Consider the following 16,835-nt stretch of genomic DNA (forward strand, 5'->3'; position numbering starts at 1 on the left):
CCTTCGTCTAGAGGCCTAGGACACCGCCCTTTCACGGCGGTAACAGGGGTTCGAATCCCCTAGGGGACGCCACTTGCTTTTAAGCTTAGTGTTAAAAGAGTGCGGTGAGTCATTAAAAGCTCGTATGGTAAGAGTGTAAATAACCAGTCCTAGTGACACATTATCTTAAAGATACTGCGTCCCCTTCGTCTAGAGGCCTAGGACACCGCCCTTTCACGGCGGTAACAGGGGTTCGAATCCCCTAGGGGACGCCACTTATTCTTAATTTGCTCTTCTTAATTTCTTTGTATCTAAATCAAGTAACCCCTCATTTAATTTCGAATTATCAGATAATTGCTATATTATAAACGTCCAAGTTCTTATTGATTTAACGCTGTTATGAAATCACATGGATTTACGCTTATAGAATTGATTATTGTCATTGTAATACTCGGTGTATTAGCTGTTACTGCTATGCCAAGGTTTATGGGACTCTCGAGTGATGCGCGTAGTGAAGTAATCAATCAAATACAAGTAAGCGTTGAACAAGCCAATGATCTTGTTCACTACAAATCTTTAATGAAAAGCTACTCAACACAAGCCGTTCCCGGGCGACCTGATCTCTTCGACGTTGATCTTGATAATAACGGCTCGTTTGAGACGCGACTAATGTGGGGCTACTTGGATAACACAGATATTGAGAAGCGCATTAACTTATCAGACGATCTGCAGATCCAATATCAAGGTATTAGATTCACCTATATTGGTTGGGATTTTGATGGAGATACGCAAATAAGCGATGATAATTGCTATTTTCGTTATACCCAAGCCGCATCAGCCAACACGCCACCTGTGTATCAACAAGTACTTACTGGTTGTTAATAATTAAATAAAGCCAACCGTTAATTAATTTTTTAAATCAACGCTAGAATCGCTTTTAAGCGCATAAATTATTTTTCAGCTCGGTTTCTTGGCTTGAATTATTTTATTGCTTCCAGACGTTAAATAGGTGTCTTAAAATCCAGATTTGAGCTGTTTTAAGTTGTTGTATTTTAGAGAGTTATTTTTATTGAATAATCTTTCTCTAATGTTAATCTGCCGCTAATTAAATTAATGGACAACGGCATGTTTGAACAGCAGACTTATATTGAAAAAGATTTCTCTCAACAAGATTTAACTCATAGTGTGTTTAGGGTCTGTTGACCTTTGCTGTTCTATTTTTGTTCTTTTTGAGCGTGCTTTTATCGCGGCGCTCGATGTGTGGCCTAGTAATCTAAGCAAATATCGAGCAACAATGAGAAAAGTGCGCTCAAAAGAACCATTCGGCAGCGCTTGATTGGCTTTTCTACTGTGTTATCGGCTGACTCACATAGAATAACTATGCCACGCAGCCTCTGCCTTGTATAAAACCTAATTAAACTGCTGCAAAAACGAACTTGAAAGGTCAACAGACCCTAATCAATGTCATTTTTTGCGCTGCAACTTTTCACGTACACAACTGCAAGATACGCAATTTATTGAGTGTGTATTTATAGAGCAAGGCGATGAAATAGGGTGTGATTTTTCATATGCCAAATTGCAAGATGTTCAGTTTATTAGTTGTCAGTTGTCAGTTGTCAGTTGTCAGTTGTCTCTTTGCTCGTTTATTGGTGCAAATTGTTTTGGTGCTAAGTTTAATCATTGTGATCTCAAAGGCGCGGACTTTTTCAGAACGAGTTTTGCAAATCAAATATCATACCGAAACTATTTTTGTAGTGTTGAAATGACTAACTGCAATTTATCGTATGCGAATTTCGATAATCAATGCATTGAAAAATGTAAGCTCAATAATAACCGCTGGATTGGCGCTAATTTACAAGATGCGTCTTTGTCTGGCTCGGATCTGAGTGGCGGTGAATTTTCACCGGAAAGTTGGCGACAATTTAAGTTAACGGGCTGCGATCTGACCGATATCGATTTAGGTGGATTAGATCCCCGTCGAGTGGATTTGACGGGTTTTAAAATTAACCCATGGCACAAGCGTCATTGCTAAACTACTTAGGCGCAGTGGTGGTGTAACACAAGACTATATCTGTTGGTTTGGTTAGCTCAGTGATTTTCGTGAGCTAACCGATAGCCAATTGGCTACTACTTAAATTTATTTTGTATTAGTTCAATAGAGTAACCATCAGGGTCTTTGACAAAGGCAATTTCAGTTGTGCCGCCCTTTACGGGGCCTGGCTCGCGCGATACAACACCACCTAGCGCTTTGATCTCTTCGCACGCAGCGTAAATGTCATCATATTCAATGGCTAAGTGACCAAATGCATTGCCATGATCGTAGCTGTCGGTATCCCAGTTGTAGGTTAACTCAATAACCGCATTGTCTTTTTCGTCGCCATAACCAACAAATGCCAATGTATAACGGTACTCAGTATTTTCAGACCGTCGCAGCTCTTTCATACCGAGTACTTTGGTATAAAACTCAACAGACTTATCTAAATCCGCAACACGGATCATGGTGTGTAACAAACGCATATGTGCCCCTATAAACAGGTTTTATATTTTTACGCTTAACAAAATTGTTGCTGATTGTTAGGCGTAAAAAAGGAATTTACTGTTATAGATTATTGGGCTCAGAACAGTATTTTTAAAGGCTTTGCGGACAAAGCCTTTAAATAAATTGCTAGCGCCGGAGCAAGGCTAGCTTATTTGGCTGCTTTTAAATTATTTACAATAAAATCGCGCAACGCTTTTATTTTGTTGTTTTCTGCATTTTCTTGCTCGCTAACGCTCAAGGCTTTGTTAATGGTTTCAAGCGCTTTTTCATTTTGATTCGTTGAGTGATAGACATATGCTAAACGAAAGTATGCGTCTGAGATATAAGGAAACTGCTTAATTGCCGCACGGTAAATATCGATTGTGTTTGCTGTAGCACCACTTTTTTGCGCCGCGTGCGCTGCATTACTGTAAGCTGTGTAATTAGGTTGTAGCTGTGCATCGTAACGTTGAGATAGTTCTGAAAAACAACTCTTTATAGCGTCGATACCTTTGGCTAGCGCTTTACTGTCGCATTGTAATAAGCGGTATAAATTTGTCAGTGCAATATTATTGCCTACCATTGCTGAAGTGCTGTGGTTTTCACGCGTATTAATATCGCTATGATAGTGAAAGCCTTGTGGTTTATGTTGTTCAATAATCGTTAAATATTCTTCGTATGAAGTTAGCATTTGGCCGTCTTCATCGGCTAAATTTAGGTATAAATAACGATTTAAATTGTTGTTATTGATATAAAACTGTTTTGCCGATTGAACCATGACACCATCATGCCACCATAAGCTTGGGCTAAAGGCAAAATATGCTTGGAATAATTGTGGTTTAGTATGCAGTGCATAAATTGAAAATAACCCACCAAGCGAGTGGCCAGAGAGTACTCTAAAGTCGCTGGTACGATACTGTTTGTCAATGTGCGGAATAAGTTCTTTTTCGATAAAGCTGAGAAATTTATCAGCACCGCCGGAAATCCCCCATTGGTTGAAACTTTCATTGTAAGTTGGTGTTAAATCACGTGTGCGATGTGTATTTTTAATAGCCACCACAATCATCGCTTGGGCTTCGTGAGATTGATTGAGTAGATCAAGCGTACCAGAAACATGGTTAAAGTTTCGCAGCCCGTCGGTTAAAAAAAGTACGGGATAACGTTGCGTTGCATTTAACCCATAACTATTTGGCAGATGGACTAACAACTCACGCTGTTCAGATAAAATCGTTGAATAAAGGCCGTCCAGCTTGGCTTCACCTCTTACTTTTGCACAAATGCTTGTTGTAAATAAAATCATTAAAGCGCAGATAAAAAAGATTGGGTTACGCATAAGTTTTTTCCTAACGTGGTTTTTATAATTTCCTGTAGCATGCCGTAGTGATTGAATTAAAGAATGAAATTGTTAGGAAAAAAAGTGACGAAAAAGTGAATTTACTCGTTTTTTCAATGTTTTATAGTCTAATAGTATTTATTTGTATCATCGCTATGATAGAGTTATTAGCCGTTATATTTCTTTAGTTTTAAAAGGTTATGATCCAATTTGGCGAGTTTATTTTTGATGCTAAACAGGCACGTTTATTAACATTAAACGGTCAGTCAGATGTGACGTTAGAACCTAAACTGTTTGAGTTACTAGCTTTATTTATTGCAAAACCGAATGAAATTTTAACCCGAGACGATCTGCTTAACCATTTATGGGCTGGTTCGTTAGTGACAGATAATGCAATAAATAAGCTTATTGGTAACTTGCGAAAGGCGTTGGGTGATAACGCGAAAAGCCCACGATATATTCAAACAGTTCCTAAAAGGGGCTATCGCTTTGTTTGTGATGTGTCACTTTATCAGCCAACACAAAATCAAAACGTACTAAGCAACTCGACTTTACCAAGTGTTATTGCTTCACATACTGATCGATGGCTTTTTGTGAGTGCAAGTGTGGTGCTTTTTGTGGTAATAATCGTTATTTTATGGTCAACAATATGGCCTAAAAATGAGGCTTCATTGCGCGCGGCAATGCCGCTTACCCGTGTGCCGGGAATTGAACAATACCATTATATGCATGCCAATAACCGTCAACTTTTCTTTATTAAACAAAACGATGACCGTAGCCAATCGCAATTGTGGTTTAAAGATACCGAATCCTTGTTAACACAGCGGGTTAAATTAGATACATCGATAAGTGAGATAATCTCGGTAATCGATACAAATACGGCGGATAATGCCAAAATTATTTACTTGGATAAGACGCAAAGCCAGTGTGGTGTCTATCAAGCGAATGTATCGATAGCGCCAAATAAGTCGGCATTCAGCAAACAAACAGAGCAGCTATTTGATTGCAGTGATAAGCGCATAAAAGATCTGGATTATCATCATCAGCACAATGTGATTTATTATACCGCTCAGCCCCAAAATTTTTGGCCCAATCAAATATACTCATTTGATATAAAAACTAAAACACACCAAATTTTACCGCAGCCAGAGCCAAAAGGTTGGGGGCATCACCACATTGATATTTCACCGAATGGCGAAAAGCTCTTAATTATGAGCACCGATAATGACCATAAAACGCAACTTTTAGCGCTTAACTTAACCACCCACAAAACCGAGGTTGGCATTAAGTTTAGTCGACCAGCCTATGAAGCAATTTGGCATCACGATTCAAGTAAACTTTATTATTTTTCAGACGCCAACACACAGCAAATAGTACAAAGTGATTTTAACGGAAATAACATTGAACGTGTTGTCGATAGCAATGAGGCACTGTCATATCGTATCAAGCGCTTACCCAATAATAACTTACTATTTGCTACAAGCCTAAACGCGGTTAACTTGCGTTGGCTTGGGGGCGTAAAGGAAAGTGCATTATACAACTCTACGGTTGCAGATTTTGCGCCTGCGCTACTTCATTTTAATAATCATTATTTGTTTGCATCAAAGCGAAGTGGGCGTATGCAAATTTATCGAGTAAATCCAGACTCTCAAATGGTCGAGCCTGTTTCAAACTTTAATGCCAACTACTCAATTAACAGTATAGCAATTTCAACCGATGATCAGCAGTTAGCATTGGGTGTTAATAATCAGGTCTATTACTTACCATTAGATTTACTTAATGGCGAAACGTTAACATCGCTATCGCATTCATTTTTACTTCATGAAAGTGAGCATCCATTTATTGCTATGGACTGGCATAGCGACGGCCAACTTGGTTTAACCATAGTGAAAAATGGCATACCTGAATTGCAGTTACTGGATTTAAGTAAAGAGGGTAAAAGTAAACGATCTGAACGTTGGACATATAGTTTACACGACAGCGAAAACCCGCATTTAAACTACTTAATCGAGCATAACAGTAATCTTATTTATCGCGTTGATACCAATTTAGCGTTACATGAGACGCAACTAACAAGTACTGAATTTGCATTACCGACTGAGTTCTATCATGCAAAAATTGACAATGGCATTGTTTATTTTGTGACGACAGAAGAAAGTGGTGAATATTTAAATATTAGGCCGTTAGATAACACTCAGCCGGTTAATAAGCTACGTTTACATCAATTTAAGAGCTTTGATGTAAGTAAAGGTAAAATATTATTGAGCGATATGGCGAGTAGGGAAGGCGATATTTATCGCACACTTTAATTAAATAGGGTTCTGCAAATAACGCTAAATAGCAGTTCCCTTAATTAAACCGCGTTAAATGTTACTACGCGCGAAGCATTACGATTGATCTGAGTACGCTTGATTATTACTTTTTATAAAACGCCATAGATAATTGATATTTAAAGTTTTAAATTCATTTTAAATATTTTTATTAAATTTTAATAAAAAAAGATTGCATCTAAAAAAATCTGATTTATTATTCGCACGCTTCTTGTTGATAGCCAATCCGAGTACATTGCAATTTATTGCAGCAAGGCGATAGAGCAACTATCCAAGAGTGAACTTGAATGTTTAAGTATGTTTAACTCGCTCGAACTCATAATGAGTTTATTTGATTAGTTTAGTTTTATCGACACTGCTCGGAGAATCGCTATGTCTTTAACACCTGTAATGGCCCCTATTACCAATGTTGATGCTTGTCACGGTTTAGTAATTGAAAAACCACAAGCTGAACAATTAGTTGCTCAATTTGGTTCACCGCTTATGGTGCTAGATTGTGATCTGATCAGAACACAATATCGTGCGTTACAGGCCGCATTACCGAATGTTGATTTGCACTATGCGCTAAAGCCATTACCACACCCAGCTGTTGTAACTACGTTGCTTGCGGAAGGTGCGTATTTTGATTTAGCAACAAACGGTGAAGTTGACCTTGTACAATCGGTCGGTGTACCGAGCGAGCGTACAATTCAAACGCACCCAATTAAGCGTGATATTGATATTTCACATGCACTTGCGTATGGCTGCAATGTGTTTGTGGTTGATAACGTCAACGAAATTGATAAGTTTGAAAAATACAAAGATCAAGTTGAGTTATTGGTGCGCGTTAGCTTTCCAAACCCTGAGGTATTGGCAGACTTATCGAAAAAATTCGGTTGCTTACCTGAAGATGCTATAACACTCATTCAACATGCATTTGATTTAGGTATTCGCATTAAAGGGCTATCGTTCCATGTTGGCTCACAAACCAAAAGTGGTGTGAAATATGCCGATGCGATTACCAAATGCCATCACATAATGTTGGCGGTAATTGATGCGGGTTTACCTGCACTGAGTACACTTGATATTGGTGGTGGTTTCCCTGTGAAATACACACCAGAAGTGCCAAATATTGCTGACTTTTGTGCACCTATTCGTAATGCATTAGCACAATTACCAGAAACAGTACGCGTGATTGCAGAACCTGGGCGTTTTATTGTGGCAACGGCAGTAACCAATATTGCTTCGGTAATGGGGCAAGCGGTACGTGGCGGCAAAACATGGTATTACTTGGATGACGGCTTATACGGCTCGTTTAGCGGTTTAATGTTTGACGAAGCTAAATATCAAATTGATTCAGCGCAAACAACCGGTGAGCGTTTTATGTCGGTACTTGCAGGTCCAACATGCGACAGCATTGATGTGATCCGTGAAGAGATTATGTTACCTAAACTGGAAAATGGTGACCTTATTATCTCAACTATGATGGGCGCATATACTTCATGTACGGCAACAGATTTTAACTTCTTTAAGCGCGCAGCTACTGTGGTATTAAATGAAGTTGAGAGCACCAACCTCGTTGTAAGTGCTTAATCACTTTATTTACGTGAAATACTCGCAAAAAAGGGCATTTTAAATGCCCTTTTTATTTTATTAAATACACCTGAACTACAAATCAATCTTATCTTTAAATTCACACAGGTCTTCAATTAAACAGCTGCCGCATTTGGGCTTTCGCGCTACACACACATAACGGCCGTGCAGAATAAGCCAGTGGTGCACGTCTACTTTAAATTCGGCGGGCACTACTTTTTCTAGTTTTGCTTCTACTGCATCAACGTCTTTACCCATGGCGAATTTAGTACGGTTTGATACACGGAAAATATGGGTGTCGACTGCAATTGTTGGCCAACCAAAAGCACAGTTTAAAACAACATTTGCAGTTTTGCGGCCAACACCGGGTAGGGCAACTAACGCCTCTAAACTTTCAGGTACTTGGCTGTTATGCTTTTCAATTAATATTTGGCTAAGTTTATAAACATTGTTAGCTTTTGAGTTATAAAGGCCAATGGTTTTTATGTATTCTTTGAGGCCTTCAACGCCTAATGCAACAATGGATTCTGGCGTATTGGCTACGGGAAATAGCTTACGTGTTGCTTTATTTACGCCAACGTCAGTTGCTTGAGCTGATAACGTAACTGCAACCAATAATTCAAACGGATTTGAGTATTCTAATTCTGATTTAGGCTCTGGATTGTCTGCGCGTAAACGCTCTAATATTTCGCGACGTTTTGTTTTATTCATGTGCTTAGTCCAGGCTTGTTACACGTGCGCGTGGCGCTTTTTCAGTAATTGGTTCGTCTTGTTGTGATTGCTGTTTGGCGTCAATGTAATTTTTTAACGCAATAAGCAAGCCCATGCCTAAGAAAGCACCTGGCGATAGAATCGCAAGTAAAAACTTTGTTTCGGTTTGCATTATTTCAATGCGTAACACTTTTGCCCAGTCACCCAGCAGTAAATGTGCACCATCAAATAAAGTACCTTGGCCTAATAATTCGCGCATCGCGCCTAATAGCACTAACACAGCTAAAAAACCGAGTCCCATCATCAAACCATCAAATGCTGCAAGAGGCACTGAATTTTTAGAGGCAAATGCTTCGGCGCGACCAATAATGGCGCAGTTAGTAACGATTAATGGAATGAAAATACCCAGTGATAAGTACAGCTCGTGACTAAAAGCATTCATTAATAGTTCAATCATGGTTACAAAGGCTGCGATGATCATCACAAATACCGGAATGCGAATTTCTTTTGGAACCCATTCTCGTACTATTGCTACGGTGACGTTTGACCCTAACAATACAAACAAAGTGGCTAATCCTAAACCAAGCGCATTGGTTACGGTCGCCGATACTGCCAGTAATGGGCATAAACCAAGCAGTTGTACCAATGCTGGGTTATTTTTCCACAGTCCTTGGTTAATTATATCGCGCAGTTGTTCAGTCATTATTTACTCCGCATAAATTATCTTGATTAAACAGTGCTTGATGCTGATTTTGGGTATAAAGACTTGCACGTTTAACGGCATTAATCACGGCGCGAGGCGTTATTGTTGCACCTGTAAATGCATCAAATTGACCACCATCCTTTTTTACTGCCCATGACGTATCTTTAATTGAAGTAGGGCGTTTGCCATCAAAACTGGTTATCCAGTCTGAGCGACGAATTTCTACCTTATCACCAAGCCCTGGCGTTTCCTTGTGTTCAATAACACGTACACCAGCTATTGTGCCATCAATATAAATGGCAGAAAGAATTTCAATATTACCACTGTAACCATCTGGTGCGGTTGATTGCAGGACCACCGCGACTGGCTTATCACCACTTTTAGCACGATACACTTTGGTAACACTCGCGTGATTTAAATAATCTTCTTTAATCTGCGCACAGTCTAAATAAAGTGTGTTGTCGTAGTCATTTTCACTAATAACTTGGCCTAATGTTGTCATTAGTTTTTGCTGTTTATTGTGTTCAATTGCAGGCTTAGTTGCGATGTAAGTTAGGGTTACTACCGCAGTGCTGGCAATCGCAAACGCGCCTAAAATTAGTGCGTTTTTAGAAATTGATTTAGATAACATTATTGCTCCTTAGCGCCATACACTTTTGGCTGCGTGTAGAAGTCAATTAAAGGCACCGCCATATTGAGTAACAATACTGAAAACGCAACAGCGTCAGGGTATCCACCATAAGTACGAATAAGGTAAACCAGTAGGCCAATTAAGGCACCGTAAATTAAACGGCCTTTATTCGTTGTTGATGCAGACACCGGATCGGTGGCAATAAAAAATGCCGCTAGCATGGTTGCGCCACTAAATAAATGAAGCACAGGGCCAGTACTAACACCTGGGTGAAACATCACACCAATGCTGGCACAAATTGCAAGGCTAGCTAAAAAGCTTACTGGAATATGCCAGTTAATAACCCGCGCTTTTAATAAATAAATGCCGCCTAATAGGTATGCTAGATTAACCCATTGCCAACCAATACCAGCAAGTTCGCCAAAAATTGGGTTTTGCAAACTTTCTGAAGTAGTGAGCCCTTTGCTAAGACTAATTTTTAGCGTATCGAGAGGGGTTGCCATAGACACGCCATCTACGCCGAGTCTTAACTGCTCTGTTGTGAGTCCGCTTTGGGTTATGCCGGTAAAGATCACGCTAATTTCATCTAACAAGGTATGTTGATTAAATGCAAGTTCAATGGGAGGCGACCATGTTGTCATTTGCACCGGAAATGAAATCAACAACAGCACATAGCCTGCCATCGCTGGGTTAAATAAATTAAAACCAAGGCCACCATACAGTTGTTTAACGAAAATAATGGCAAATGCGGTACCAATAACAATCACCCACCAAGGCGCAAGCGGCGGTATACTGATTGCAAGTAACACGGCAGTAAGTACCGCGCTATAATCGCTTAGCGCTGATTTTACATTACGCTTGCGTAGTTTTAGCACAAAGGCTTCGGCCGCAATTGCCGTGATAATTGCTAGCAATAATTGAATAATTACACCAAAGCCAAAAAAGTAAGCCTGACAGGCAATGCCTAGGCTTGCTGCAAAGGCAACTTTGAGCATAAGCGCACCGAGCGACTTATGGCTGTGTTTGTGTGGCGAGCTGCTTAAGGATAATTGCACGTTATTCCGACCCTTTATCTTGTTGCGCTTTTTTGGCTTTAGCCTTTGCGATTGCAGCGGCTATCGCTGCCTTTTTCTTCGCTTCAGCATCGAGCTTTGGTTTCTCAGTTGTCTCAACTGCAGCTAGGTTATCTTGTTGCTCCACATCGTTATCGTTAGATTGTGGTATGTCGTTTTGCTCAGCCGCTTGCTTGGCTGCTTTTTTAGCTTTAGCACGAGCAATAGCGGCAGCGACTGCGGCTTTACGCGGATCATCATCGGCGCTTTCGTTTGCGTCTTGAGCTTTGGTTTCGTCAAGCGCTTCAACTGATGATTCTTCAGCCTGCTTTGCTGCCTTTTTGGCTTTTGCACGAGCAATAGCAGCGGCAACAGCGGCTTTACGTGGATCATCAGCGGTGCTTTCGCTTGCGTCTTGAGTTTTGGTTTCATCTAGCGCTTCAGTTGATGGTTCTTCAGCCTGCTGTGCAGCCTTTTTAGCCTTTGCACGAGCAATAGCAGCGGCAACAGCTGCTTTACGTGGATCGTTATCGCTCGATGTGTCCGTATCAATAGTAGCGCTATTATTGGCAGCGTCATCGGAACCTTTCGCTTCTTTTTTAGCTTTGGCGCGAGCTATTGCTGCGGCGACGGCTGCTTTACGCGGGTCGCTCGTATTATCTTTTACATCTTGCTCGTTTGTTTGCTCAGCTTTTTTCGCTTTTGCACGTGCTATTGCAGCTGCAACGGCATCTTTTTTACTGTCTTTACTTGTCGCTGCTGGTTTTTCTTCTTTATATGCGCGAGCTTGTGCTTTTCGCTCTTCACGCAGCTTTGCCATTTCAGAATTATCTGGCTCACCATTATCTGAACGTTTTGCTTTAGCGCGCGCTAAAGCGGCTTGAACAGCTGCACTTTTATCATTTGATGAAACTCGTTTCGAGGCTTCTTCAACTTTAGACTTAGCGTCATCGTTCGTTCGTGTTGCCGCGCGTTTATGTCGGTTTTGGCGTTCTTCTTGTTCGCGCTTCAAACGCTCATTACGTGCTTCAAAACGTTCTTTGGCACGTTCCGCTTTAATCTTATCTTCGCGCTCTTGACGAATTTCAGCCTTGGCAACACGGTAATATTGCACCAGCGGAATTTCACTTGGACACACATAGGCACACGCACCGCATTCAATACAGTCAAATAAGTTATGTTCTTCTAACTTGTCGTATTCTTTACTTTTGGCAAACCATTGTAGTTGCTGTGGTAGTAGTGTAGCAGGGCAGGCGTCGGCGCACGCACTGCAGCGAATACAGGCTTTTTCTTCACCGGGCATCGGCATTTCATGTTCGCTCGGCGCGAGCACGCAGTTACTGGTTTTTATTATTGGAAGGCGTACGCTCGGTAAGGTAAAGCCCATCATTGGACCGCCCATAATTACACGTTGCCACTGCTGTGGCTGAAAACCGCTTTGCTCGAGCAAGAACTTGATTGGTGTACCGAGTAAACTCCAAACATTACCCGGTGTTGAAATTGTTTCACCCGTCACCGTTACAACACGCTCAATAAGCGGCTTACCTTCGTATATGGCCTGATAAATAGCGAAAATAGTACCGACATTATGCACCACCATACCAATATCAGATGGGATCCCACCTTGTGGTACGTGCTTTGACGTTAACAGTTGAATAAGTTGCTTTTCACCGCCCGATGGGTATTTAGTTGGCACCGGGCATACTTGCGTATAGTGGTCATTTTCACACGCTTTTTTCAGTGCTGCGATCGCTTCAGGCTTATCGTCTTCAATACCAATTAAAATTTTGGTTGGCTGATAAAGTTTGCGTAATACCTCAATGCCTTTTATTAACTCGCTAGCATGCTCACGCATCAGCATGTCATCGGCGCTGATATATGGCTCGCATTCAACACCGTTAATGATTAGAAATTCAATTTCATTTTTAGGTTGGGCTTTAACATACGCAGGAAAACCCGCACCGCCCATACCACTGATACCGGCATTGTGAATACGGGTTACAATCTCTTGGTCAGATTTGGCATAAAAGTCAGGCCATGGAGATAGTTCACACCATGTGTCTTGACCATCTGGCAGTAATACTACACTCGGCTCAGGCAATGCACTTGGGTGTGTGGTTGGCTTCATCGCGATTTCGCTGATAGTACCAGAGGTTGGCGCGTGTACAGGTACGCTCCAGTGGCCTGCGGGCTCGGTTAAGGCTTGACCTTTTAATACACGATCACCCGTTTTAACGAGCAAACGTCCGTTATCGCCAATGTGTTGCTTAAGCGGAATAGTTAAACTTTCAGGTAACGGTAAGCGCTTAATTGGTTGTTGTGTTGAACTCGCTTTATTCGGGGCAGGGTGTACACCGCCCGGAATCGACCAAAGCTTACCACGTTCAATTTGTTCTAAAATAGATTCCACCAACAACCTCTAATCGATATTTGTTACTGGAATGGCTTGTAAGTCCCATTTCCAGTTTTTACTTGTGGTTTTAACTGGCACCATGTCGATGCAGTCTACCGGACAAGGTTCAACGCACAGATCGCACCCTGTACATTCGTCAATTAATACCGTGTGCATTTGGCGTGTTGCGCCGACAATGGCATCAACAGGACATGCTTGAATGCATTTAGTACAGCCAATACATTCATCTTCTCGAATGTAGGCAACTGTTTTAATCGGTTCTTTTTCTTCGCCGCCAGCAAGCGGTTTGGCTTCAACTCCCATTAAATCTGCGAGCTTTTGTACTGTGGCTTCGCCCCCCGGTGGGCACTTGTTAACGTCATCACCATTAGCAATGGCTTCTGCATAAGGGCGACAGCCTGGGTAGCCACACTGACCGCATTGCGTTTGCGGTAGTATTTCATCGATTTGTTCGACGATAGGGTTGCCTTCAATTTTATAGCGAATTGCGGCAAAGCCAAGAATTGCGCCAAATAACAGCGCTAAACCGCCTAAGGCGAGTAGGGCGTAGAATAAAGTCATTTACAGTTTTACCAGTCCGGTGAAGCCAAGAAATGCCAACGACATTAAACCGGCTGTGATCATGGCGATAGACGCGCCTTTAAATGGGGCTGGCACGTCTGCTGCCGCTAAACGCTCGCGCATTGCGGCAAATAAAACAAGTACCAATGAAAAACCGACTGCGGCGCCAAAGCCGTAAATTGCCGATTGTAAAAATGAGTGTTGCTCACGGGTGTTTAATAGCGCTACGCCAAGTACCGCACAGTTTGTGGTGATTAACGGTAAAAATATACCCAGCAAGCGATACAGTGTCGGGCTGGTTTTACGTACCACCATTTCGGTAAATTGCACAACAACTGCGATCACTAAAATAAAGCTCATAGTGCGCAGAAAAGTGAGCTCTAGCGGTATAAGAATATATTGATTTACGAGGTAACTGGTGACTGATGCCAAAGTGAGTACAAAAGTGGTCGCAAGAGACATACCAATTGCGGTATCCAGCTTGCCAGACACACCCATAAACGGGCACAGGCCTAAAAATTGTACCAAAACAAAGTTGTTTACTAATACTGTGGCAATGAGTAACAGTAGGTATTCGGTCATTGAAATCTTATATGCGCTACATTTGACGCTTATTATCCAAATTTTCGGATTAAAGCTCAACTTATTCCGCTAAACAAATCTCATTCAGTTTCAATTGTTAAAGTAGTGTGGGGGAGTTTAGTGTGAAATTTAAACAAAAGGTAATTGTGGCGTTAAAAAGGGGCGATAAAGCCCCTTTTTAAATGGTGTAAATTAAATCTCTTTCGGCTTTTCGATGTAATAGCCTTGTGCACCATCTAAACACAGTTGTTCAATAATGTGTTTTTCTTCTTGGCTTTCGACCCCTTCGGCAAGTACTGTAACGCCAATGCGGTGGGCCAAATCAACCATTAAACGCATAAAGTACTGGTTGTTTTTATCTTCTTCTAAACCGCGCGTGTAGGTTGCATCCATTTTGATAAAATCAGGTTTTAAATCGCGGAAAAACTTAAATGAGGTTAAGCCAACACCAAAACGTTCAACGGTAATACGCGCACCTACACGGTGGATCATATCAATAAAGCGTTTTGATGCTTTAACATTTTGCTGTAAACCGAATTCACTCACTTCAAAAATTAATTTGGCGGCAATGGCATTATCTTTTAGTAAGCGACGTTCAAGCCAAATCGAAAACTGCTCGTCGTGAGCGCTTTTCGCCGATACGTTAACCCCGAAAAACTGGTCGTTCAAGTTACGCGTTTTAATTGCATTAATTGCTTCTTCGATAACAAGACGGTCCACATGTGCGTGTTGATTGAGTTTTTCACTCATTGCTAAGAACGAAGAGGTCGGCAAAATGTGTTCGTCAGACGTTTTAAAACGCGCGAATATCTCAGAGTAGGCCTTAGCACTACGACTGGTTGGCATAATGGTTTGGATCATTAGCTGAATGCGATTGTTGTTTAATACATCATCAATTACTTGACGCCAATTTTGATTACCAAAACTTGCTGAAACATTATCAATAATGTCGCTTTCTTTTTGAATATGGTAGCCATTTGTAGTTTTACTTTGCGCAAGGCTAAGAGCAGTATCTACTTGCGCCAATAGCGGGCTAAGTGGCTTGCCCGTTTCAAAAGACACAATACCGGTATTTGCGACACTGGTAAGTTCAACGTGTTGTTGAAATTCAGTGAATTTACTTTGCAGTACTTCGCCAAGTTTTTCTGCTTCTTTAATCGGTACGTTGATTAACAGTACTGCGAAGTCTGAACTATTTAAGCGATAACTGGTGCTGCCAGAGTAAGTGCCAATAGCTTGGGTGATGAGATCTGACACATCTTTAATGTATTCATCGCCTTGCTGATAACCGCGCGTTTGGTTTATTAAGTTCAATTCGGTACAGCGAATAACGGCAAGGGTACCGAAACATGGTTTGTCGGCGTTTTCGATTTGGTGTTCGTAGTGCTCAATAAATAAATTACGGTTGCCTAGTCCTGTTACCGTGTCTTTGTATGCTTCGCGTTTAATATCAAGGGCAGAGGATTCAATGTCTTTTTGCTTGCGTTTTAAAAAGCCATTTAAGCGAACAATGCTCGGAAAAATATTGCTCACTGCGTTATCAGCTAGCGATGAGTCGAGTTTGCCGTCTTTACTGTCATTTTCAATGTACTTATCGACCATATTTGAAATGGCGTCGCCCATACGATTTGACGCTTGCATTAAAGTCAACTTTAAGGTGATAAAAGGCACTAGGGTGAGCACTAAAATTATTAAAAATAAAATCAAAAATGCATTTTGTACGATTTCAGCGGTTTGCTGTAGACGCAGCGTAAACTCGATTTTAAGACCTAAATCGCTTCCCGCGCCATGTTGAGAGCGGATAAACGGTTTGTAATTTTGTAGGTGTTTTACTAAAAAGGGCAGGTAGTTTAAGTTGCCTTGATTGCTGAAAACAGTTTCATTTTCTTTGTCTTTAATGACTAATTTATCAAGGTTGTACTGTAATTTTATGTTCTTTGCGAATGCTTCGATATCTTGCTCAGTCGTTACTTGAGAGAGTTCAAGGTCGATTGCTCTTTGCACTTTTAATTGTTGCGAGTTTGCATATTGATGCAACGCTGAATTAAGCATATATCCAGTAAGTGCTGTTGCTAGCAAGCAAAAAAATACTTGGATTGTAATAAAGCGAGTTAATCCTGCCATGGTTTTTCTTATCTCACGCTGTATTAATTGGTAGATTGTATTAAATGAAATAGGGGACAACGATAGACCGGCATACTTGTCAGCTATGCAAGACCAAAGCTCTGTCACTAATACAAAAAATCACTTATGAAATGGTAAGTTATATTCTAAGAAAAGTCTAATAAAGGTAATAAAATGTTATATAGAAAGATAAGATTTGGCTCCCCCTCCCCGACTCGAACGGGGGACCTGCGGATTAACAGTCCGTCGCTCTAACCAACTGAGCTAAGGGGGAACAACAATAGGGTAGTGTGCTTTGGCTCCCCCTCCCCGACTCGAACGGGGGA

At 41.1% G+C, this 16,835-nt stretch carries 14 protein-coding genes and 2 tRNA genes; 5 read left to right on the forward strand and 11 right to left on the reverse strand.

The genetic code is table 11. The features are described 5' to 3' along the window. Positions 1-178 precede the first annotated feature (178 nt). From C2M30_RS07345 to C2M30_RS07360, 3 genes are all read left to right on the forward strand, one after another. Positions 179-254, forward strand: a tRNA-Glu gene (locus C2M30_RS07345). A gap of 124 nt (positions 255-378) precedes the next feature. Beyond that, positions 379-861 carry a prepilin-type N-terminal cleavage/methylation domain-containing protein gene (locus C2M30_RS07350; protein ID WP_105171185.1) on the forward strand — a complete coding sequence of 161 codons (483 nt, stop codon included), beginning with the start codon at positions 379-381 and terminating at the stop codon, positions 859-861. Positions 862-1,450: 589 nt separating this feature from the next. Further along, a complete protein-coding gene (locus tag C2M30_RS07360; protein WP_234004700.1) occupies positions 1,451-2,011 on the forward strand; it encodes a Qnr family pentapeptide repeat protein in 561 nt (186 codons plus the stop codon). Positions 2,012-2,106: 95 nt separating this feature from the next. Here C2M30_RS07360 and gloA read toward each other — a convergent pair whose 3' ends face one another. Together gloA and C2M30_RS07370 are read right to left on the reverse strand one after the other, a co-directional pair. Then, a complete protein-coding gene (gloA, locus tag C2M30_RS07365) occupies positions 2,107-2,496 on the reverse strand; it encodes a lactoylglutathione lyase (protein ID WP_010559821.1) in 390 nt (129 codons plus the stop codon). A 170-nt stretch (positions 2,497-2,666) separates the two neighbouring features. Beyond that, positions 2,667-3,830 (reverse strand): alpha/beta hydrolase-fold protein, encoded by a 1,164-nt coding sequence (locus C2M30_RS07370; RefSeq protein WP_105171186.1) that lies wholly within the window; start codon positions 3,828-3,830, stop codon positions 2,667-2,669. Between the two features lie 200 nt (positions 3,831-4,030). On the opposite strand from C2M30_RS07370, the gene C2M30_RS07375 reads away from it, so the two are divergent. Together C2M30_RS07375 and C2M30_RS07380 are read left to right on the forward strand one after the other, a co-directional pair. Then, positions 4,031-6,139, forward strand: a complete 2,109-nt coding sequence (locus C2M30_RS07375) for a winged helix-turn-helix domain-containing protein (protein ID WP_105171187.1) — start codon at positions 4,031-4,033, stop codon at positions 6,137-6,139. 393 nt (positions 6,140-6,532) lie between these two features. After that, positions 6,533-7,732 carry a type III PLP-dependent enzyme gene (locus C2M30_RS07380; RefSeq protein ID WP_199775876.1) on the forward strand — a complete coding sequence of 400 codons (1,200 nt, stop codon included), beginning with the start codon at positions 6,533-6,535 and terminating at the stop codon, positions 7,730-7,732. Positions 7,733-7,807: 75 nt separating this feature from the next. Here the strand turns inward: C2M30_RS07380 and nth are convergent, their stop codons facing one another. The 9 genes from nth to C2M30_RS07425 form a co-directional block, all read right to left on the reverse strand. Further along, positions 7,808-8,443 carry an endonuclease III gene (gene nth / locus C2M30_RS07385; RefSeq protein ID WP_105171188.1) on the reverse strand — a complete coding sequence of 212 codons (636 nt, stop codon included), beginning with the start codon at positions 8,441-8,443 and terminating at the stop codon, positions 7,808-7,810. A gap of 4 nt (positions 8,444-8,447) precedes the next feature. Further along, positions 8,448-9,146, reverse strand: coding sequence for an electron transport complex subunit E (locus C2M30_RS07390; protein WP_054980447.1), 699 nt, complete (start codon positions 9,144-9,146; stop codon positions 8,448-8,450). Next, positions 9,139-9,777, reverse strand: coding sequence for an electron transport complex subunit RsxG (gene rsxG / locus C2M30_RS07395; RefSeq protein WP_105171189.1), 639 nt, complete (start codon positions 9,775-9,777; stop codon positions 9,139-9,141). Before rsxG ends, C2M30_RS07390 begins: the two co-directional genes overlap by 8 nt. Further along, positions 9,777-10,832, reverse strand: coding sequence for an electron transport complex subunit RsxD (rsxD, locus tag C2M30_RS07400; RefSeq protein WP_105171190.1), 1,056 nt, complete (start codon positions 10,830-10,832; stop codon positions 9,777-9,779). The genes rsxG and rsxD overlap by 1 nt, the downstream gene beginning before the upstream one ends. A gap of 1 nt (position 10,833) precedes the next feature. Then, positions 10,834-13,239, reverse strand: coding sequence for an electron transport complex subunit RsxC (gene rsxC / locus C2M30_RS07405; protein ID WP_105171191.1), 2,406 nt, complete (start codon positions 13,237-13,239; stop codon positions 10,834-10,836). Between the two features lie 9 nt (positions 13,240-13,248). Further along, a complete protein-coding gene (gene rsxB / locus C2M30_RS07410) occupies positions 13,249-13,803 on the reverse strand; it encodes an electron transport complex subunit RsxB (protein ID WP_054980443.1) in 555 nt (184 codons plus the stop codon). Continuing rightward, complete coding sequence (rsxA, locus tag C2M30_RS07415) at positions 13,804-14,385, reverse strand: electron transport complex subunit RsxA (protein ID WP_010559829.1); 582 nt, start codon at positions 14,383-14,385, stop codon at positions 13,804-13,806. Positions 14,386-14,577: 192 nt separating this feature from the next. Next, the gene (locus C2M30_RS07420; protein WP_105171192.1) at positions 14,578-16,509 is read right to left on the reverse strand and encodes an EAL domain-containing protein; all 1,932 of its coding nucleotides are present in this window, start codon (positions 16,507-16,509) and stop codon (positions 14,578-14,580) included. A gap of 197 nt (positions 16,510-16,706) precedes the next feature. Next, positions 16,707-16,783 (reverse strand) — tRNA-Asn (locus tag C2M30_RS07425). Between the last annotated feature and the right edge of the window lie 52 nt (positions 16,784-16,835).

Origin of the sequence: Pseudoalteromonas sp. T1lg24 (assembly GCF_002964745.1) — a bacterium.
Taxonomy (GTDB): Bacteria; Pseudomonadota; Gammaproteobacteria; order Enterobacterales; family Alteromonadaceae; genus Pseudoalteromonas; species Pseudoalteromonas spongiae.

Excerpts from the sequence above, each read along its gene's own strand:
- C2M30_RS07350 (WP_105171185.1), top strand. The coding sequence starts at position 379 with ATGAAATCACATGGATTTACGCTTATAGAATTGATTATTGTCATTGTA.
- gloA (WP_010559821.1), bottom strand. The coding sequence starts at position 2,496 with ATGCGTTTGTTACACACCATGATCCGTGTTGCGGATTTAGATAAGTCT.
- C2M30_RS07370 (WP_105171186.1), bottom strand. The coding sequence starts at position 3,830 with ATGCGTAACCCAATCTTTTTTATCTGCGCTTTAATGATTTTATTTACA.
- C2M30_RS07375 (WP_105171187.1), top strand. The coding sequence starts at position 4,031 with ATGATCCAATTTGGCGAGTTTATTTTTGATGCTAAACAGGCACGTTTA.
- C2M30_RS07380 (WP_199775876.1), top strand. The coding sequence starts at position 6,533 with ATGTCTTTAACACCTGTAATGGCCCCTATTACCAATGTTGATGCTTGT.
- nth (WP_105171188.1), bottom strand. The coding sequence starts at position 8,443 with ATGAATAAAACAAAACGTCGCGAAATATTAGAGCGTTTACGCGCAGAC.
- C2M30_RS07390 (WP_054980447.1), bottom strand. The coding sequence starts at position 9,146 with ATGACTGAACAACTGCGCGATATAATTAACCAAGGACTGTGGAAAAAT.
- rsxG (WP_105171189.1), bottom strand. The coding sequence starts at position 9,777 with ATGTTATCTAAATCAATTTCTAAAAACGCACTAATTTTAGGCGCGTTT.
- rsxB (WP_054980443.1), bottom strand. The coding sequence starts at position 13,803 with ATGACTTTATTCTACGCCCTACTCGCCTTAGGCGGTTTAGCGCTGTTA.
- rsxA (WP_010559829.1), bottom strand. The coding sequence starts at position 14,385 with ATGACCGAATACCTACTGTTACTCATTGCCACAGTATTAGTAAACAAC.
- C2M30_RS07420 (WP_105171192.1), bottom strand. The coding sequence starts at position 16,509 with ATGGCAGGATTAACTCGCTTTATTACAATCCAAGTATTTTTTTGCTTG.